The organism is Enemella evansiae, assembly GCF_002250705.1.
In the GTDB taxonomy this organism is placed as follows: Bacteria; Actinomycetota; Actinomycetes; order Propionibacteriales; family Propionibacteriaceae; genus Enemella; species Enemella evansiae.
The window spans coordinates 174,921-193,774 of the sequence record NZ_NMVP01000036.1; the positions used below are offsets into that span (position 1 = coordinate 174,921).

The following is an 18,854-nucleotide window of genomic DNA, read 5'->3' on the forward strand; positions in this document are numbered from 1 at the left end:
CTCAGCGAATCGGGTCCGCGGTCTCACGGACGGCGGGCAACCCGCGCTGCAACCGGTCCAGGGTGACCGCGGCGTTCACCAGCGTCAGATGGCTGAACGCCTGCGGGTAGTTGCCGACCATCCGGCCCTCGACCGGGTCGTACTCCTCGCTGAGCAGGCCGACGTCGTTGCAGAGCCCGACCAGCCGGTCCATCAGCGCGTGCGCGTCGTCGGTACGCCCGGCCAGGGCGTACGCCTCCACCAGCCAGAAAGAGCAGGCCAGGAAGGGATATTCGTCCCCGGCGAGCCCGTCGACACCGCTGGAGGTGCGGTAGCGCAGCAGCAACCCGTCGCGCATCAGGTCGTTCTCGATCGCCTCGATGGTGCCGAGCACCCGGGGATCGTCCCCGGGCAGGAAACCGGTCTGCGGAATGATCAGCAGCGAGGCGTCCACCTCGGTGGTGCCGTAGTGCTGGGTGAAGGTGTTCTTCTCGGTGTTGAACCCCTGCGTCAGCACCTCATCGCGGACCTGGTCGCGGACCTCGCGCCAGCGTTCTGCGTCATTGGGTACGCCGAACTCCTCGGCCGCCCGGATCGCGCAGTCCAGCGCCACCCAGACCATCACCCGGGAGTGGGTGAACGCCTGCCGCTCGCCGCGGATCTCCCACAGCCCGTTGTCCGGCTCCTGCCAGTGGTCGGCGAGATCGTTCACCAGCGCCCGCTGCATCGCCCACGCCTCGTGGGACTCGGTCATCCCCTGCGCCCGGCCGCGTTCCAGCGCCATCAGCACCTTGCCGAGCACATCGGACTGCCGCTGGTCGGCGGCACCGTTGCCGATCCGCACCGGCCGCGAATCGGCGTACCCGGGCAGATGGCCCAGCTCGCGTTCCAGCAGGTCGCGGGAGCCGTCGATGCCGTACATGATCTGCAGGTCGCCCGGATCGCCGGCCACCGCGCGCAGCAGCCAACCGCGCCACAGCTCGGTCTCATCGAGATAGCCGGTGCCGAGCAGGGCCTCCAGGGTGTACGCCGCATCGCGCAGCCAGCAGAACCGGTAGTCCCAGTTGCGTTCGCCGCCGAAATCCTCCGGCAGCGAGGTGGTGACCGCGGCGACGATGCCGCCGGTCCCGGCATGGGTGAGCAGCCGCAGCACCTGGACCGAGCGCTCGACCTGATCGGCCCACGGCCCGGTGTAGGAGAACCGGGCGGCCCAGTCGCGGCTGATCCGCAGGGTCTTGCTGAACTGGTCCTCCACATCGAGGGCGTCGGGGATCTCGTGCCAGGAACGCACCCAGGTGGTCGACCAGGCGTACTCCTGACCGGCCCGCACCACATGCTCGCCGACGTGCCGGCCGTCCTCGGCGGTGGGCAGCTCGGGGCCGCGCAGCACCAGCATGTCCGGGCCGGCGGTCGCGGTCACCATCTCCGACAGCTCGCCCCGGTTCCGCCGGGTCACCCAGGGCCGGATGTCGCCGTAGCCGGGCCGGACCACCCATTCGTGGCGGATCGTCACCTCACCGGAGATCCCGCGGACGATCCGCATCACATCGGCGCGGCCGTCGGACAGCGGCATGAAGTCGAGCACCTGGATCACCCCGCTCGCGGTGGTGTGGGTGGTCTCCAGCACGAAGCTGTCGTCGAGGTAGCGCCGGGTGGTCTCGGCCTCCTCGACCGGGCCGATCAGCCACCGGCCGTTGTCGGGGGTACCGAGCAGGGCGGCGAAACAGGCGGCCGAGTCGAAGCGCGGCAGGCAGAGCCAGTCCAGCGACCCGTCCCGGCTGACCAGGGCCGCGGTGCCGGTGTCACCGAGCACGGCGTAATCAGCGATCGGGGTGCGGTTGGCGGCCGTCTCGGCCTGGGTTTCGGAGACCGACATGGGCCAGATGGTAGCGGCGCCGGTCTCGCGGTTCGATCGTGGTCTCCCGCCCGGAGTGGCGCGCGTGCTAACTTCCGTGGCGTCCGACCCGGTGCGGCGTGCAGCCCGCGGGTCGAGTTCGGAAAAGGGACTGGCGTCAGGGTCGGCAGGTGGACCCTCGAGACACATATGGCCGCCACTTGTTCTGCCCATGTCCCGGGAGTTCCCATGACCACCGACTCACCCACCGTCGCCACCGCCCTGGCCGATCGGCTCGCCGAGCACGTCGACGTCGTCTTCGGCGTCCTCGGCAACGGCAATGCCCATTTCATCGATGCCCTGCTGCGGCATCCGGTCCGCTGGGTCGCGATGCGGCACGAGTGCGGCACGGTCGCGGCCGCCGACGGCCATCACCGCGCCGGCGGGAAGCTGGCGCTGGCGACCACCACCTACGGGCAGGGGGTTCACCAACGCCGCGACCAGCCTGGCCGAGGCACGGATGGCGCGGATCCCGCTGCTCCTGGTCACCGCGCAGGCCCCGACGGCGGGGCTGCGGCCCTGGGACATCGACCAGGTCGCGTTCGCCGAGACGATGGGCGTACCCACCCTGGTGCTGAGCACCGACAATGTCGACACCGCGGTCGCCGAGGCGGTGACGCGGGCCGTCGGCGAGCGCACCCCGGTTGTGCTGGCACTCCCCTACGACCTGATCGAGCAGCCGGTCACCGCAGCGTCCGCGGCGCCCGCGCCGGTGGCGACCCCGGAGCCGCGACCGCTGAGCGAGGACGCGCTGGCCGATCTGGTGACTGCCCTGGCCGCGGCGAAGCGGCCGATGATCCTGGCCGGCCGCGGCGCGGTGCCGGCGGCCGAGGGGGTACGCCTGTTGGCGGCTTTGCTCGGTGCGCTCGGGGTCACCAGCGCCACCGCCCGCGGCCTGTTCACCGGTCAAGAGCTGGATGCCGGGGTGGCCGGCGGGTTCGCCTCGCCGCGGACCGCCGAGCTGATCGGCGAGGCCGATCTGGCGCTGGTCCTGGGCGCGGGGTTGAACCAGTTCACGATGTCCTTCGGCGACACCTTCGCCGCCGGCACCGACCTCTGGCAGATCGACGACCTGGCCGCCGCCACCCACCCGCGGGTGGACCGGTTCGCCTCGGCCGATGTCGGCGCGGCCTGCGACCAGCTGCTGGCCGCGGTCGCCGACCGGTCGCCGGCCGCGGGCTGGGATCCGGCGGCGGTGGCCGGCGCCCAGGCCGACCGCGAGCCGGGTGACGAGTTGGCGCCCGACGGCCTGCTCGATCCCCGGTCGCTGACCCGCCGACTGAACGAGATCCTGCCCGCGGACCGGGTCGTCGCGTTGGACGGCGGGCACTATGTGGGCTGGCCGAACACCTATCTCGACCTGCCCGACGAGCGCAGCATGCACTGGTCCGGTTCCGCCTTCCAGTCGATCGGGCTGGGGCTGCAGACGGCGGTCGGGATCGCGCACGCCCGCCCGGACCGGGTGCTGGTGATGTGCTGTGGTGACGGCGGGGCGCTGATGGGGGCGGCCGATCTGGAGACGCTGATCCGCGAGTCCCGGCGTACCGTCGTGGTGATCTACAACGACGCCGCCTACGGCGCCGAGATCCACCAGTACGGCGCCCGCGGCATCAACACGCTGCCGATGCTTATCCCGCGGGTCGACTTCGCCGGGATGGCGCGCGCCCTCGGCGCCCGGGCCGAGGTGATTCGCCGGCTCGACGACCTGGCCGGGCTGGCCGACTGGGTCGACGACGGCGCCGACGGGCTGTACCTGGTGGACTGCCGGGTCTCCCCCGACATCGTCGCGCCCTATATCAAGGAGATCATCGCCAAGACCCTCGTCCGGGACTGAAATCTGGTCCGAAACTGGTCTAGACCAACTGGAATAGTAATCATGTAATCGGCGTTGCGGATTGCATGAGTAACGAGACCTCACCGGTCGGCGGTGCCGGATCGAACACGACCGCCCCGTATCCCGTCCTGTTCCTCGACGACGTCGTCGTGCTGCCCGGCATGGTCGTTCCCGTCGAACTGGACAACAACGCGCAGGCGACGATCGATGCCGCTCGCGCCGCACATCCCGATGATTCATCCCCCGACGCCGGTCGCGACTCCGCGATCCGGCAGCCGCTGCTGATCGTGCCCCGCATCGAGGGCCGCACCGGCGCCATCGGCACCATCGCCGAGGTCACCCAGGTCGGCCGGCTGCCCTCCGGCGAACCCGCCGCGGTGGTCCGCGGCCTGCACCGCGCCAGCATCGGCGCCGGCACCGTCGGCCCGGGCGCGGCCCTCTGGGTGCAGGCCACCGAGCTCGACGACGACGGCGCCCCGAGCGGACACGCCCGCGAGCTGGCCACCGAGTACAAGACCGTGCTGATGTCGATCCTGCAGACCCGCGGGGCCTGGCAGATCCTCGACGCGGTCCAGCGGATGGACACCCCGGCCGAGCTGATCGCCGCCGCGAGCTATGCCCCGTGGCTGGACAGCGCGACCAGGCTGCGGTTGCTGGAGACCCTCGATCTGGAGGACCGGCTGGCCGACCTGCTGAAGACCGCCAAGGACGTGCTGGCGGAGGTCGAGGTCACCGAGAAGATCCGCGAGGACGTGCGCGAGGGGATGGAGAAGACCCAGCGCGAATACCTGCTGCGCCAGCAGCTCGCCGCGATCCGCAAGGAACTCGGCCAACTGTCCGGCGACGAGACCGAGGGCGGCGACGACTACCGCTCCCGGATCGAGGCCGCGGACCTGCCCGAGGCGGTACGGTCGGCCGCGCTGCGCGAGGCCGACCGGCTGGAGAGCTCGGCCGAGTCCAACCCGGAGACGGGCTGGATCCGGACCTGGCTGGACACCGTGCTCGACCTGCCCTGGTCGACCCGCACCGACGACAGCACCGACATCGGCGCCGCCCGCGGCGTACTCGATGCCGATCACAGCGGACTGGACGACGTGAAGGACCGGATCGTCGAATACCTGGCCGTCCGCGCCCGCCGCGAACAGCGTGGGCTGCAGGTCGTCGGCGGCCGCGGTTCCGGCGCGGTGATGGCGCTCGTCGGCCCGCCCGGTGTCGGCAAGACCTCGCTCGGCGAATCGGTCGCGCGCGCACTGGGTCGCAAGTTCGTCCGCGTCGCCCTGGGTGGCGTCCGCGACGAGGCCGAGATCCGCGGTCACCGGCGGACCTATGTCGGCGCGCTGCCCGGCCGGATCGTCCGGGCGATCAAGGAGGCCGGTTCGATGAATCCGGTCGTGCTGCTCGATGAGATCGACAAGGTCGGCTCGGACTTCCGCGGTGACCCCGCGGCGGCCCTGCTCGAGGTGCTCGACCCGGCGCAGAACCACACCTTCCGCGATCACTACCTGGAACTGGATCTGGACCTGTCCGATGTGTTGTTCCTGGCGACCGCGAACGTCGCCGAGACCATCCCGGAGGCGCTGCTGGACCGGATGGAGCTGATCCGCCTCGACGGCTACACCGAGGACGAGAAGGTCTCGATCGCCCGCGATCACCTGCTGGCCCGCCAGCTGGAGCGCGCCGGGCTGACCACCGAGGATGTCACCGTCGAGGACGGGGCGCTGCGCCAGCTCGCCACCAACTACACCCGGGAGGCCGGGGTGCGGCAGCTGGAGCGCGGCATCGCCAAGATCCTCCGCAAGGTCGCCACCAAGCTGGCCACCAGCACCGACGTCGCCACCCCGGTCGTCGTCGGCGAGGCGGAGGTCACCGACTACCTGGGCCGCGCCCGGTTCGAGCCGGAGGCGGCTCGCCCGGACGGTATCCCCGGGGTCGCGACCGGCCTGGCCGTGACCGGAGCCGGTGGTGACGTGCTCTACGTCGAGGTCGCCACCATGCCCGGCAAGCCGGGGCTGACGCTGACCGGTCAGCTGGGTGAGGTGATGAAGGAGTCGGCCGCGATCGCGCTCGGTTTCCTGCGGGCCAACGGCGAACGGCTCGGCATCGACACCGGCGCGCTGGCCGACAACCAGGTGCACGTGCACTTCCCCGCCGGGGCGGTGCCGAAGGACGGCCCCAGTGCCGGTGTCACGATGACCACCGCGCTCGCCTCGCTGCTCACCGGCCGCGAGGTACGCACCGAGGTCGGGATGACCGGCGAGGTGTCGCTGACCGGGCGGGTACTGCCGATCGGTGGGGTGAAGCAGAAGCTGATGGCCGCCCATCGTGCGGGCCTCACCGAGGTGATCATCCCCAAGCGCAACGAGCCCGATCTGGACGACGTGCCGGAGGTGGTCCGCGAGGCGCTGACCGTGCACCTGGCCGAGAACGTGGCCGATGTCATCGACATCGCCCTGGCCCCGGCCGGCGCGGAGCAGGAGTTGGCCGCCTGAGGGTCTGAGTGCGCAGAATCCCTGCGTGGCTAGGAATTGGCGCCGTCGGCATCACGCCGGCGGCGCCATTCTGCTATCACCTCGTCGACGTTCAACCGGCTGACCACGATCATCGGGCCGGCGTCGCGGCGCAGCCAGGATTCCTTGATCCGCTCGTTCAGGTCGACCACGATCGCCCGGGCCTGGTCCTCGGTGCGGACGTCGGCCAGCGCGCGCTGGATCTCGGCTCGCTCGCGGCGCAGTTGCAGGGTCTCCGGCAGTGGCGGTTTGAGGCCCTCGCGTTCGAGTTTGGCCTTGATCCACCAGCCCTCGTCGCGGTCGCCGAGGTTGGGGATCGGTTTGCCCTCACCCGGCAGGTTGTCGAACTCGCCGCGCTCGATGGCCTCGCGGATCTGGCGTTCGATCCAGCTCTCGAACCTGACCATCAGACCCCCTCGTCAGGACTGGGCGAGCCGTTCCAGGAACAGCGCCTCCGCCCCGGCCGCCTTACCGAAATCCCCCAGGTGCAGGGATTCGTCGGTGGAGTGCATCCGCGAGGTCGGGTCGACGACCGCAGTGGCGAGCACCAGCGCGTCGGGGTAGCGCTCCATGAACGCAGCCGCGAGCGGGATCGACCCGCCGAGGCCCATCTCGACCACCTCGGTGCCCCAGGCCTCGGCGTACGCCTTCCGTGCGGTCTCGGCGTACGGTCCGGTGAGCGGCATTTCCGAGGGGCTGCCCTGCTCGCCCATGGTGACCTCGACGTGCGCACCCCAGGGGGCGTGCGCCTTGAGGTGCTCGGCGACCCGCTGCTGGGCCCGCGCGGGGTCGTCGCCGGCGGCGAGCCGGATGCTGACCTTGGCCCGGGCCGACGGAATGAGGGTGTTGGAGGCCTTGGCGACCGGGGTGGTGTCGATGCCGATCACGGTGATCGCCGGCTTGGTCCACATCCGCTGCACCAGCGGACCCTCGCCGATGAACTCGACCCCCTCCAGCAGCCCGGCCTCGTTCCGCAGCCGGTCCTCGGGGTAGTCCAGGTCGGGGGCATCGGTGCTCACAAGTCCCTCCACGGCGACGTTTCCGGCGTCGTCGTGCAGGCTGGCCAGGATCCGGGTGAGCGCCATCAGCGCGTCGGGGGCGACGCCGCCGTACTGCCCGGAGTGCAGGCCGTGATCGAGGGTGGAGACCTCGACGACCAGGTCGGTCATGCCGCGCAACCGGGTGGTGAAGGCCGGTTGGCCGACGTCCCAGTTGCCGGAATCGGCGATCACGAAGACATCGCAGGCGAGCTGGTCGCCGTGCTCGGCGAAGAAGTCCTCGAGGCTGGGCGAGCCGATCTCCTCCTCACCCTCGACGAAGACGGTCACCCCGACCGGCGGCTTGCCGTCGAAGGCGCGCAGCGCGGCCAGGTGGACACCGAAGCCGCCCTTGTCGTCGGCCGCGCCGCGGGCATAGAGGCGGCCGTCGCGTTCGGTGGCGGTGAACGGGTCGCTGGCCCACTGGGTCTCGTCGCCGGGCGGCTGGACGTCGTGGTGGGCATAGAGCGTTACGGTCGGTTTCCCTTCCGGGGCAGGGAATTTCCCGACCACCGCGGGCCGGCCGCCGCCCGCGGAGAGGATCTCCACCTGGGCGCCGAGTGCGCGCAGCTTGTCGGCGACGAAGTCGGCGCTGCGGCGTACATCGTCGGCCCGTTCGGGGTCCGCGCTCACCGAGGGGATGGCGATCAACTCGGCCAGGTCGGTCCGCACCGACGGCAGTACCCGGTCAACGGCGGCAAGAACGTCACTCATGCCCGCCACTCTAGTCAGCGTGCGGCGGTCCGAGCGGGGTACGCCCGGCCCCGAGCGCCGGGCGTACCCCGCCGGGTCTCAGACCCCGGTGCTGGGCAGACCGCCGCTGGCCTCCGGGGTGGTGCGGGTGCCGGACGAGGCGGGCCCGGCCGGGTTCTTCGGCTGCTCGCCGGTGCCGGCCCAGATCGGGAAGGTGAACTTGCCGCGGACCAGCGCGCCGGCCGAATCGCCGGTCACGTCGTAACTCCCGTTGGCCCCGGACGGCCAGCCGCCGGCGGGTGCCGGGAAGACCAGCAGTGCGGTCCCGTCCGGCCCGGCGGTCTGGTGCGCGTTGGCCCAGGGTGCGGACTGACGATTGGGCAGCACCGAGCCGTCCAGCCGTTCGCCGGGGTTGGCGCCGGAGATCGCCAGGGTCAGCGGGGCGTGCGGGCCCGAGGGCAGCCGGAGGTCGGCGGTCAGCCGGGCGCTGCGGGTCACCCGGAAGGTCGTGCTCTCGACCTGACCGGTGTTGCTGGTGACGGTGAAGCGGTAGTCGGTGCCGACCAGCCAGCCGGCGCTGGGCGGCGGGATGGTCGCGCTGACCGAGCCATCGACGCCGGCCCGGAGCTCGTAGTGGTACGCGGCCTCACCCTGGCCGACCGCGCCGCCGTCGATGTCGACCCAGCCGCCGGGCGCCAGCCCGGTGACGGTCACCTCGAGGTTGTCCCGGGACGCGACCGGGGTCTGGAAGGCGACGCTCATCCGAGTGGTCGGGGTTGCGGTCGGGGTGCTGGACCCGGTCGCCGTCGGAGTCGCCTTCGGCGTACCGGTGCTGGTGGGCTTCGCGGTCGGCGTGGGCTTGCCGGTCGAGGTGGGCTTCGCGCTGGTCGTGGGTTTAGCGGTGACCGCCGGCGTACCCGGCGCGACCGGGGAGGGCGTCGCGAGTGCCGGACCGAGGCCGAGGACGAGAACGCCGGTGGCACCGGCGGCGAGTGCGGAGAGTCGGGCGAGGCTGCTGCGGGTGGACATGATGGACTCCTGGGGCCGTAGGGATCGCCGCATTCCCTTTCCTGGCGGGTTTTGCGGTCACCGGAGAGGAGTACGCCCACCGGGCCGGAGTTCCGCCGGCGTGGTCACGACTCGATGACGATCTCCCGGCGGAGCCAGCCCGTCAGGCCGTGCCCGGGGTACGCGTCGGCGGCCGGGTCTTGGTGGGGCTCTTGGTCGGCGGCCGGGTTGTCGTCCGGGTCGGCTTCGGGGACGTCGTGGGCTCGGCGGTCTCGGTCGGTACCGGGGTGATCGGGATCGGGGTCGGCGTGACCGACGGGGTGGGTGTCGGCGTCAGGGTCGGTGTCGGCCGGTGGGTCGTCGGCCGCGGCGCCGGGGGCTGGGGGGCGGGCGGCGGGGTGGGCGTGGGGGTCGGCTCCGGGGTCGACGTCGGGCTCGGTGTCGGCAGCTCCGGGGTCGGCGACACACTGGCCGGCGGCGTCGGCGTACCGGCCGGCAGCATCGACCCGTTGCCGTGGGTGACCTGGAAACCGGCCGCACCGACGGCCAGGCCGGCCGCCACCGCGGCGGCAGCGACGGGCAGCAGCCAGCGCTGCACGGGCCGACCTGCCCGGGCCGCGGGTTCAGCAAGAATCCTCGCCAGCATGGCATCGGCCCCGGGTAGCTCGCGCTCGCGCAGCGGGTCGATGCTCGGCCGGTTGGGGTCCATCCCGTTCGCTGTCATGCCGGGGCCTCCTCCTTTCCGATCCGCGTTGTCTGAGTGGTCTGGTTTGTCTGACCGCCCGGAAGGAGTCCGGGTCGGGCTCGGAGGTTCCATCCTCTGAATGAGATGTTGCTCATCCCTCGTCACCCCCGAGCAGCCGCGCGACCTCGGTGGTCGCCAGCTTCTGCCGAGCCCGGGACAGCCGGGATTTCACCGTGCCGACCGGTACCCCGAGCACCTCGGCGCATTCGGCCAGCTCGAGCCCGCTCCACACGACCAGTTCGATGACCGCGCGCTGGTTCTCCGGCAGTTGGGCGAGCACCTGGCGTACCCGGGCCATCCCGGCCTCCTGGGCGAGCCAGTCGCCGACATTGTCCTGCGGGCCGCCGGGCTCGTCGCCGATCCGCCGGGCCAGCCGGAGCCGACGCTTGCCGCCGCGGGCGCTGTTCAGCACCTCGTGCCGGGCCATCGACAGCAGGATCGGCGCCGCGGACTGCCGGCGCAGCGGGTCGACGCGGCCCTCACAGGCCCGGCGCCAGAGGGTCGCGAAGGTCGCCTGGGTGAGATCCTCGGCCAGCGCCCAGGAGGCGGTCGCACGGAAGCAGAAGTTGTAGACGAGCTTGTTGTAGCGCCGGAAGAGGAACGCGAAATCGGCCTCGACGCGGTCCTGCAGGCCACGCCAGAGGATCTCGTCGGTCGGCTCGGGCAGCGCGGTCATGGGCGCCACCACCAACTCCACCATCGTCCCCTCCTGTCAGGCCCGCCGGCCAGACGTGTCCGAACCGGAGGAGTCCGCCGTCCGGGTGTGCGTTCCGCGAGCGAATAACGGTTGCATAACGGCGGCTCGGTCTGCTGCCGGCTCGTCCCGTGCTGATCGTATGGCCGTCCCGTGTCGTTGTCGGCCGCTTCAGACGCCCGTCTTGGCCAGGCCACCGCTGGCCTCACGCGCTGCGCCGGCGGGGTTCCGCGTCGCAGCGGGCTTCGTGGGGGTCGCCTTGGCCGCGCCGGACGGGGTGCGGAAGGTTCCAGTCCGGTGTCCGGCCCCCTGTGAGTCGCCGCCGACACCCCACAGGTAGGTGGAGTTGGCGGGCCAGCGCCCGTTCGGCGGGGCGAGTCGGAGCACGGCGCGGCCGTTGGCGTCGGCGCGCGCTGTGTCGATGGTCTCGGCCTGCGCCTGGTCGTCCCGACCGGCCGCCGCGGAGACCTGCGATCCGGGCCGGGCGCCGGTGACCACCAGCACCGCCGGCGCGGTGAGGCTGCCGGGCGCCTGCACGCTGACGGTCAGCTTCCGCTCGGCGGGCTTGGTCGGCGGTCGGCTGGTGGTGGGAGCTGGGGTGACCGTGCCGTGCGGGGTGCCCGGTGCGGCGGGCGTTGGTGCGGCGATCGCTGTGGGTACGGCGAATGCGGCCCCGGCGAGTGCGGTGCCGGCGATCGCCAGGGCGATTCGGTGCCGGGTCTTCATGGCGGGCTCCTTTGTCCGAACTGTGTGTGCAGTGAGATGGCCGGCCAGACCGAAAAGTTGGCTGCCGGGGTGAAAAAAACGATCGGTCCGGATCCGGCTTCCCCAAGCCGAACCCGGACCGACCGAGACCTCTGCCGGCGTACCGGTCCTGTCAGACGCCGGTCTTCGCCAGGCCGCCGCTGCTGTCCTTGGTGGTGGTGGTGCCGCCGCCGGTGCTCTTGCCGCCGTGGAAGGTGAAGCTGGCCTCGTAGAAGTGGTCACCCATGCCCTCCTGGTCGACGACCACGGTGTACTTCTGGCCGTCCACCCAGCCGCCCTTGGGCGCCGGGATGCTGAGCGTGATGGTGCCGTCCTTGCCGACAGGTCCGTAGCTGCGGATCTCGGCGCCGTCGGTGCCGTCGGGGCCGACGGATGCGGACATCTTGGTCCCCGGGGTCAGGCCCTTCATGTGGACGACGGCCGGGGCGGTGCTGCTGCTCGGCGGCGTCAGCGTGCCGGTGCCCGTCTTGCTGCCGGCCGGGGTGGTGAAGTGCTTCGTGACGACCGTGCCGTTCACCTCGACGCGCACCTCATAGGTCAGGCTGGGGATCCAGCCATCCTTCGGTGCCGACAGCACGGTCCGTGCCGAGTGATCGACGACCCTGCCGCTGCCCGAGCTCACCACCTTGTCGGTGCCCGGTTCGCCGATCGAGGCCGAGATGGTGTCGCTGGTCGCGCCGCTCACGTTGACCACGACCGGGGCGGTCAGCGACTCCGGCGCCGACGCCGAGACCGACAGCGGGCCGACCGGTGCCTGCGTGGGTGTCCGGGTCGCGGTCGGGGTGCTGGTCGCCGAGGGAGTACTCGTCGCCTTCGCCGTGTTGGTGGCGGTCGCCTTCGGCGTGTTGGTGGCGGCCGGCTTGCCGGTCGCGCTCGGGGTCGCGGTCGGCGCGGCCATGGCCAGCGGGGCGCTCAGCGCGAGGCCGGCGATGCCGGCGGTCAGTGCGGAGGCGATGGCGGCGGTACGCGTGCTCTTCTTCATGGTCTGTCTCCTGATTCGGGAGCCGCCGTCGGCTCCGTACACCCGTTGAGATGGTCGACGTCCGGGAAAAGTTGCCTGAGGGTGGGCTTTTCGGTCCGGAAGGTTCCGCTCGGATCTCTGGTACGCCGACAAGCGGCCCCCCCGATTACTCGGACGGGCCGCTCGCTCCTCGGTGGGTCAGACGCCGGTCTTGGCCAGACCCCCGGTGCTGTCCTTGCTGCTGCCGCCAGCGGTGGAGCCACCGTTATCGCCTGTGCCTTTGCCGCCACGGAAGGTGAAGGTGGCCTCGTAGTAGTGATCGCCCATGCCCTCCTGGTTGACGACCACGGCGTATGTCTGGCCGTACTTCCACCCGCCCTTCGGTGCGGGCAGCGAGAGGGTGATGGTGCCGTCCTTGCCGACGGTGCCCGAGGTGCTGCTCAGTGGGGTGCCGTCGGTCCCGTCCGGCCCGGCGTACGCCGACATCTTCGTACCTGGGGTGAGACCCTTCATGCGGACGACGGCCGGTGCGGTGCTGCTGCTCGGCGGGGTCAGCGTCCCGGCGCCCTTCTTGCCGCCGGGCGCGGTGAAGCCCTCGGTGAGCGTCTTGCCGCCATTGGCGGTGACCTTCACCAGGTAGTACCCGCCGGGGACCCAGCCGCCCTTCGGGGCCGGAACATCGAACGTGGCCGCGCCGTTCTGGAACTTCCAGGCACTGCCGGCGCTCGCCACTCTCGACTGCCCCTGCTGGGTAGCCTCGGCAATCACCTCATCGCTGGTGATCCCGGTGACGCTGACCTTCGCGGGACCGGTCGTGGATGCCGGGGCGGTCACCGAGACCGTGAACTTCCCCACCGGCTTGCTGGTCGAGGTGGGGGTCGGCTCACCGGTCGGTGTCGTCGTGGGTGTCGCCTTCGGGGTCTTGGTCGGCTTGCCGGTGGGTGTGCTGGTGGCGGTCACCTTCGGCGTGCTGGTGCTGCTCGGGGTCGGGCTCGGCGCCGCCAGGGCGAGCGGGGCGCTCAGCGCCAGACCGGCGATGCCGGCGGTCAGTGCGGAGGCGATGGCGGCGGTACGCGTGGTCTTCAACATGATCTTGCTCCTGGACTTGGGGAGCCACTGTTGGCTCCGTACGCCCGGTGAGATGCCTGCCGTCGTGGAAAAGTTGGCAACGCTTCGATAACGCCCCCAGCGCTCACGTTCATCGAGTAGGTCGCCGTGCGCAGCGGAGCGGAGCAATGGCGACCGTGTCGAGATGAACCACCCCCATACGCCGGCTGAGCGAGCGAGGGACGAGTCCCCATCCGCCGGCTGAGCGAGCGAGGAACGAGCGAGTCGAAGCCAAGCCCACCAAAAAGGTTGTCCACAGATTTCCGGACTTTTCTGTGAGGGCGGGGAATCCGGGCCGCGACTGTCAGACCCCTCCTATTGAACAGCAGGTATGACAGGCAGTGCAGCCACCCTCATCGAGACCGCGACCGCGGTCGATGACCTGCTGCACACCGCCCTCACCGAACCAGCCGGCGACAGGCTGCTCACCGACGAACAGTTGCTGGAGTTGGCGGTCATCGGTGAGCGGATCACCTCCCGCCTCAAGGCTCTCACCACCCGCACGCTGGCCAGCATCGAGCACCGCAAGGCCACCGAACACGTCCACGGGATCAAAACCAGCCGCTGGCTGCAGGAACAGCACACCCACGCCTCGAACGATGCCTACGCCGCGATCCGCGAAGCCGTCCGCACCACCCAAGCGGGGCCGGTGTGGCAAGCCCTGGCCGAGGCGGAGATCTCGACCCACCAGGCCCGGGCGATCTTCGCCAGCGTGCACTACCTCCCCCCGGATCTCCCGAAGGACAAGGAGACCGCGGCGGCACTAACGATGGTCCAGTGCGCCGAGCAGTTCGGGCCCGACGATCTCCGCGGACTCGGCGAGAGGTTGATCGAGGTCATCGACCCCGAACATGCCGATGAGATCCTCGGCGAACGGCTGGAACGCGAGGAGGCCGCGGCGCGCCGGAACCGCGAACTCCGCCTGCACCCCGACGGGATGGGATCCACCAACATCAAAGGGAAGCTGCCGCTGGCCGATGGGAAGAAGCTCGCCGCCCTGCTCGACGCGCTCGTCGACCAGAACACCACCGATGCCCCACCCGCGTGCGGCTGTTACTGTCCCGGCCCCTCGTGTGGGGTCTGCGGCGGGCGCCCGTCCCGGGCGATGCGCCGGGCCGATGCCCTGATGGAGCTCTGTGCCACCTATGCCGACGCCAACCATGCCTCAGCCGGTGGTGCCGATCGAGCACGGGTCAATGTCACCGTGGATCTCCGGGCACTGGTCACCGGACTGGGGGTGAGCGAGGTCAACGGCCAGCTCCTGTCGGCGCAGCAGTTGCGGTTGCTGGCGTGCGATGCCGACATCATCCCGATGGTCCTCGACAGTTTCGGGATTCCGCTGGATGTGGGTCAGTTGAAGCGGTTCTTCACCCGCGAGCTCCGCGCCGCCCTGGTCGCCCGCGACGGCGGTTGCGTGTTCCCCGGCTGCGACCGGCCCGCACGGCTTTGCGATGCGCACCACATCACACCGTGGTGGTGGGGCGGGCCGACCAGTCTCGACAACGGGGTCCTGCTCTGCGCGCATCACCATGCCCTCGTCGAACCCACCCGGCAGCGGCTGCACAACCCGAACCGCTGGGAAGTCCGCATCAACCCCACCGACCGGTTGCCGGAACTCCTGCCACCACGGGCACTGGACCCGAAGCGCCGACCCCACAGACACCTGCGGCACCGACTCCGCACCACCCCGATCGGCCCCGGCGGGGACGACCATTGACGCAGCGCATCTCGACACGGCGGTTACTCAGCCCGGATCCACCGATCCCCGAGTAGTCAGCCATGCGGAGCCTGCGAAGCAATGGCGGCCGTGTCGAGATGACGCCGGTCGGCCGACTCGAGGGAAAACCAGGTCAGCTCGCGTAATCGGACGTGCAGTAGTCCCAGCGGTCCATGATCAAACCCGCTCTGACTGGGGTTGCCGACCGGTCAATTCTGACTACTGCACGTCCGGTTACGCCGCCGCTGGTCCGCACGACCGTCCGTCGGTCCAGCTACACCTGAGGCGGCGCCCCCCGGGTGTCCGCGCGCTGCTGGCGCGCCGGATGCTCGGGGCGACTCGTCCCAGCGTCCGCCAGGCCCTCTGGCTCACCGCGATCGTTGACGCCGCTCATCTCGACACGGCAGCCATTGCTCCGCTTCGCTCCGCAGATTTCGTGCCGGGGCTGACGGGGGGCGGAGCCCCCGTCTGTCTGCCTACTCGATGAGCGTGGTTGCTCAGGCGTCGACGACGGCGCCCTCCATGGCGGCCGGGATCGGCGCCTGCCAGACCCGGCGCAGCTCATCAAGGGGGACCTCGAACAGGCCCTCGAACCGCAGCGCGCTCCCCCGCTCGCCGACGGTGCCGAGCTTCGTCACCGGCAGCCCGGCGTCCGGTCCGGTGGCCGCCTCGGCGAACCGCTGGGACTGCTCGGGGGATACCGAGACCAGCACCCGGCCGGTGGATTCGGACCACAACTCGACCGTCGGATCGCCCTCCCCCAGGCGTACCGAAGCCCCGAAATCCTTGCGCAGGCAGGATTCCGCGAGGGCCTGGGCAAGGCCGCCGTCGGCCAGGTCGTGGGCGGAGGTGAACAGTCCGACCGAGGCGCCCCAGACCAGGAAGTCGGCGAGCCGCTTCTCGTGGTCGAAGTCGATCGCCGGCACCGTACCGCCGAGGTGACCGTCGTGCACGACATCGGCCCAGGCGGAGCCGGACAGCTCCTCCCGGGTGGTACCGATCAGCCAGATCTCATCGCCGGGGTTGGCGAAGCCCATCGGGGTCCGCTTCGCGACGTCGTCGATGACGCCGAGCACGCCGACGGTCGGGGTCGGCAGGATCGCGGTGGTACCGGTCTGGTTGTAGAAGGACACGTTGCCGCCGGTGACCGGTGTACCGAGTACCTTGCAGCCGTCGACCAGGCCGAGGATCGCCTCGACGAACTGCCACATCACCGCGGGATCCTCCGGGGAGCCGAAGTTCAGGCAGTCGGTGATCGCCAGCGGCTGGGCGCCGGTGGTGGCGACATTGCGGTACGCCTCGGCGAGCGCGAATTGTGCACCCAGGTAGGGATTCAGGAAGGCCATCCGTGAATTGCAGTCGGTGCTCAGCGCCACCCCGAGGCCGGTTTCGGCGTCGATCCGCAGCATCCCGGAGTCCTCGGGCTGGGCGAGCACGCTGTTGCCGCGGACGTAGCGGTCGTACTGGTCGGTGACCCAGGATTTGTCGCACAGATTGGGAGAACCGACCAGTTTCAGGAAGGTACGCCGCAGCGCCTGCGGGTCGTTGTCGCGGGCCAGCGCATTGGCATCATCGGCCATCACCCGGTCCGCCCAGTCCGGCCGGGCGTAGGGCCGCTCGTAGACCGGACCGTCGTGCGCGACGGTCTTCGGGTCGACGTCGACGACGGTCTCACCGTGCCAGTCGATCACCAGCCGGTGGTCCTCGGTCACCTCGCCGACCACGGTCGCCTGGACATCCCACTTGCGGCAGATCTCCATGAACTTCTCGACATCGTCCGGCCGGACGACCGCCATCATCCGTTCCTGGGACTCGCTCATCAGGATCTCTTCGGGCGACAGCGTCGAGTCCCGAAGCGGCACCCGATCGAGCTCGACATGCATCCCGCCGTCGCCGGCGGAGGCCAGTTCGCTGGTGGCGCAGGAGATCCCGGCAGCGCCGAAGTCCTGGATGCCGGTGATCACGCCGGCCGCGAACAGCTCCAGGGTGCATTCGATCAGCAGCTTCTCCATGAACGGGTCGCCGACCTGGACGGCGGGCCGCTTGGTCGGCGTACCCCCGGTGAAGGTCTCCGAAGCAAGGATCGAGGCACCGCCGATGCCGTCGCCGCCGGTGGCCGCGCCGTACATGATCACCTGGTTGCCGGCGCCGGAGGCCTGGGCGGTGTGCAGATCCTCATGCCGCAGTACGCCGACGCAGAGCGCGTTGACCAGCGGGTTGCCGGCATACGACTTGTCGAAAGCGACCTCCCCGCCGATGTTGGGCAGCCCCAGGCAGTTGCCGTAACCGCCGATCCCGGACACCACCCCCGGCAGCACGCGGCGGGTGTCGGCGGCGTCCAGCGGACCGAACCGCAGCGGGTCCATCACCCCGATCGGGCGGGCCCCCATGGCGAGGATGTCGCGGACGATGCCGCCGACGCCGGTCGCCGCGCCCTGGTGCGGCTCGACGTAGGAGGGGTGGTTGTGCGACTCGGCCTTGAACGTGACGGCGTACCCCTGACCGATGTCGAGCACGCCGGCGTTCTCACCGATCCCGGCGAGCATCCGGCCGCGGGCGGTCTGCTGGGACAGCTCGCCGAACTTCTTCAGGTGCACCTTGGAGGACTTGTAGGAGCAGTGCTCGGACCACATCACCGAATACATCGCCAACTCGGCCCCGGTCGGGCGACGACCGAGGATCTCGCGGATCCGGTCGTATTCGTTCTGCTTCAGCCCGAGCTCGGCCCACGGCTGGTCGACGTCAGGGGTCTTCTTGGCATTTGTCACGGTGTCGGCCACGGGGCGAATCTATCGCAGCGCGACGAAAGACCGGCCCGGGCCGACTGGCCCGGGCCGGTCCGCCGAGGCGCTCCTCAGACACCTGTGTGCGGCAGTCCTCCCGTGGTCTCGGCCGCGGCCGCGCCCGACCCGGTGGTGCCGGTGCCGGTGGAGCCAGGCTTGCTCCCGGCGCTGCAGCCGCCGGTGGCCCCGTCGACGGTGTACTTGAACAACCAGGCGCCAACCCGTTGCCCGTGATCGTGGTATTCACCCTCGACCCAGACCAGATAGGGCCCCTTCTCCCAGCCCCTGGCTGGCGCGGCGATGGTGACCGAACCGCTGCCGTCGGCATTCACCACCACCGAGCCCTCGCCGAGGTAGGCGCTCTGCCCGTCCTGCGGGGTGATGCCGGCCTCGACATGGTCGCCCGGCCGGGCCCCGGTGAACCGGTAGGTGACCGGATCGGTGGCGCATCGAGGCTCGGTCACGCTGCTGCGGACGGTGGAGTTGAAGGTGGTCATCTGGAAGGTTCCGCGGGTCGAACCGGAGGCCTTGTCGCCGGTCACCCACGCCTGGAAGTAGTAGGTCGCTCCGCTCACCCAGCCACCGTCCCTGGGAGCGATGCTGATCCGCGCCGATCCGCCCGCGCCGATCGTGCCGCTGCCTCCGCCGCCGGCGAGGCCGGTGCCCTGGACCATCACCGCGATCTCGACCGGCGTACCGGCCGGGCCGTCGACGACCGCCATCACCGGTTCGCCCTGATAGCGCGGCGGGGTGATTGTGGCCTTCAGGTGGACCCGTGGCGCCGGGGTGCTGCTGGTGGTTGGGGTGCAGTCGGGCTCACGGTGGGTGCGGGCGTAGCTGCCGCAGAGTCGGTTGCGGCCGGGGATGCGGCCCTCGTCGGGGACGCTGTTGGTTGCTGGGGCGGTGTGGGCTTCGGGGTCGCCGTCGTTCGCCCGCTCGGGGTCGAGGCGGCACTGGACGGGGCAGCCCTGGACCGCCTGGCACCGGGTGAGGGGGTGGGGGCCGCGATCACAAACGGGGCCACGGTGAAGGTGACGAGGGCGGCACTGATCGCGATGGCAGGTGCCAGCAGGGACCGTGACTGGATGGACATTGGGGGCTCCTTCCTGGTTGAACGGTGCGTTCACCGA

At 70.7% G+C, this 18,854-nt stretch carries 14 protein-coding genes and 1 pseudogene; 4 read left to right on the forward strand and 11 right to left on the reverse strand.

Annotated elements, in window-relative coordinates; translation table 11 throughout:
• Nucleotide 1 precedes the first annotated feature (1 nt).
• Nucleotides 2-1,855 (reverse strand): glycoside hydrolase family 15 protein, encoded by a 1,854-nt coding sequence (locus BI335_RS18950; protein WP_094432800.1) that lies wholly within the window; start codon nt 1,853-1,855, stop codon nt 2-4.
• Between the two features lie 207 nt (nt 1,856-2,062).
• On the opposite strand from BI335_RS18950, the pseudogene BI335_RS22525 reads away from it, so the two are divergent.
• The 3 genes and pseudogenes from BI335_RS22525 to lon form a co-directional block, all read left to right on the forward strand.
• Nucleotides 2,063-2,239 (forward strand): annotated as a pseudogene (locus tag BI335_RS22525) (thiamine pyrophosphate-binding protein); the annotation flags it as partial.
• Between the two features lie 94 nt (nt 2,240-2,333).
• Entirely contained in the window at nt 2,334-3,707 is a 1,374-nt protein-coding gene (locus tag BI335_RS22330; protein ID WP_267489873.1) for a thiamine pyrophosphate-binding protein, read from the forward strand.
• A gap of 65 nt (nt 3,708-3,772) precedes the next feature.
• Nucleotides 3,773-6,196, forward strand: coding sequence for an endopeptidase La (gene lon, locus BI335_RS18960; RefSeq protein ID WP_094432803.1), 2,424 nt, complete (start codon nt 3,773-3,775; stop codon nt 6,194-6,196).
• Nucleotides 6,197-6,225: 29 nt separating this feature from the next.
• Here the strand turns inward: lon and BI335_RS18965 are convergent, their stop codons facing one another.
• From BI335_RS18965 to BI335_RS19000, 8 genes are all read right to left on the reverse strand, one after another.
• A complete protein-coding gene (locus BI335_RS18965) occupies nt 6,226-6,621 on the reverse strand; it encodes a DnaJ family domain-containing protein (RefSeq protein ID WP_094432805.1) in 396 nt (131 codons plus the stop codon).
• 12 nt (nt 6,622-6,633) lie between these two features.
• Entirely contained in the window at nt 6,634-7,965 is a 1,332-nt protein-coding gene (locus BI335_RS18970) for a dipeptidase (protein ID WP_094432807.1), read from the reverse strand.
• A gap of 78 nt (nt 7,966-8,043) precedes the next feature.
• On the reverse strand, nt 8,044-8,973 hold the full coding sequence (locus BI335_RS18975; protein WP_094432809.1) for a hypothetical protein: 930 nt from the start codon (nt 8,971-8,973) through the stop codon (nt 8,044-8,046).
• Between the two features lie 142 nt (nt 8,974-9,115).
• Nucleotides 9,116-9,676 carry a hypothetical protein gene (locus BI335_RS22335; RefSeq protein WP_267489874.1) on the reverse strand — a complete coding sequence of 187 codons (561 nt, stop codon included), beginning with the start codon at nt 9,674-9,676 and terminating at the stop codon, nt 9,116-9,118.
• A 112-nt stretch (nt 9,677-9,788) separates the two neighbouring features.
• Entirely contained in the window at nt 9,789-10,397 is a 609-nt protein-coding gene (locus BI335_RS18985) for an RNA polymerase sigma factor (RefSeq protein WP_208109287.1), read from the reverse strand.
• A gap of 165 nt (nt 10,398-10,562) precedes the next feature.
• Nucleotides 10,563-11,117, reverse strand: a complete 555-nt coding sequence (locus BI335_RS18990; protein WP_094432813.1) for a hypothetical protein — start codon at nt 11,115-11,117, stop codon at nt 10,563-10,565.
• Nucleotides 11,118-11,268: 151 nt separating this feature from the next.
• The gene (locus tag BI335_RS18995; protein WP_094432816.1) at nt 11,269-12,138 is read right to left on the reverse strand and encodes a hypothetical protein; all 870 of its coding nucleotides are present in this window, start codon (nt 12,136-12,138) and stop codon (nt 11,269-11,271) included.
• Nucleotides 12,139-12,315: 177 nt separating this feature from the next.
• Nucleotides 12,316-13,206, reverse strand: a complete 891-nt coding sequence (locus BI335_RS19000) for a hypothetical protein (RefSeq protein ID WP_094432818.1) — start codon at nt 13,204-13,206, stop codon at nt 12,316-12,318.
• A gap of 349 nt (nt 13,207-13,555) precedes the next feature.
• On the opposite strand from BI335_RS19000, the gene BI335_RS19005 reads away from it, so the two are divergent.
• Nucleotides 13,556-14,941: an HNH endonuclease signature motif containing protein gene (locus BI335_RS19005; protein ID WP_094432820.1), complete on the forward strand. Its 1,386-nt coding sequence runs from the start codon at nt 13,556-13,558 to the stop codon at nt 14,939-14,941.
• A 497-nt stretch (nt 14,942-15,438) separates the two neighbouring features.
• Here BI335_RS19005 and purL read toward each other — a convergent pair whose 3' ends face one another.
• Together purL and BI335_RS19015 are read right to left on the reverse strand one after the other, a co-directional pair.
• A complete protein-coding gene (gene purL / locus BI335_RS19010) occupies nt 15,439-17,721 on the reverse strand; it encodes a phosphoribosylformylglycinamidine synthase subunit PurL (RefSeq protein WP_094432823.1) in 2,283 nt (760 codons plus the stop codon).
• A 74-nt stretch (nt 17,722-17,795) separates the two neighbouring features.
• The gene (locus tag BI335_RS19015; protein ID WP_094432825.1) at nt 17,796-18,446 is read right to left on the reverse strand and encodes a hypothetical protein; all 651 of its coding nucleotides are present in this window, start codon (nt 18,444-18,446) and stop codon (nt 17,796-17,798) included.
• Between the last annotated feature and the right edge of the window lie 408 nt (nt 18,447-18,854).

Bases quoted from the DNA above. Each gene is read 5' to 3' on its own strand.
- BI335_RS18950 (WP_094432800.1), bottom strand. From the start codon at position 1,855: ATGTCGGTCTCCGAAACCCAGGCCGAGACGGCCGCCAACCGCACCCCG.
- BI335_RS22330 (WP_267489873.1), top strand. From the start codon at position 2,334: ATGGCGCGGATCCCGCTGCTCCTGGTCACCGCGCAGGCCCCGACGGCG.
- lon (WP_094432803.1), top strand. From the start codon at position 3,773: ATGAGTAACGAGACCTCACCGGTCGGCGGTGCCGGATCGAACACGACC.
- BI335_RS18965 (WP_094432805.1), bottom strand. From the start codon at position 6,621: ATGGTCAGGTTCGAGAGCTGGATCGAACGCCAGATCCGCGAGGCCATC.
- BI335_RS18970 (WP_094432807.1), bottom strand. From the start codon at position 7,965: ATGAGTGACGTTCTTGCCGCCGTTGACCGGGTACTGCCGTCGGTGCGG.
- BI335_RS18975 (WP_094432809.1), bottom strand. From the start codon at position 8,973: ATGTCCACCCGCAGCAGCCTCGCCCGACTCTCCGCACTCGCCGCCGGT.
- BI335_RS22335 (WP_267489874.1), bottom strand. From the start codon at position 9,676: ATGACAGCGAACGGGATGGACCCCAACCGGCCGAGCATCGACCCGCTG.
- BI335_RS18985 (WP_208109287.1), bottom strand. From the start codon at position 10,397: ATGGTGGAGTTGGTGGTGGCGCCCATGACCGCGCTGCCCGAGCCGACC.
- BI335_RS18990 (WP_094432813.1), bottom strand. From the start codon at position 11,117: ATGAAGACCCGGCACCGAATCGCCCTGGCGATCGCCGGCACCGCACTC.
- BI335_RS18995 (WP_094432816.1), bottom strand. From the start codon at position 12,138: ATGAAGAAGAGCACGCGTACCGCCGCCATCGCCTCCGCACTGACCGCC.
- BI335_RS19000 (WP_094432818.1), bottom strand. From the start codon at position 13,206: ATGTTGAAGACCACGCGTACCGCCGCCATCGCCTCCGCACTGACCGCC.
- BI335_RS19005 (WP_094432820.1), top strand. From the start codon at position 13,556: ATGACAGGCAGTGCAGCCACCCTCATCGAGACCGCGACCGCGGTCGAT.
- BI335_RS19015 (WP_094432825.1), bottom strand. From the start codon at position 18,446: ATGGCGGTCGTCGACGGCCCGGCCGGTACGCCGGTCGAGATCGCGGTG.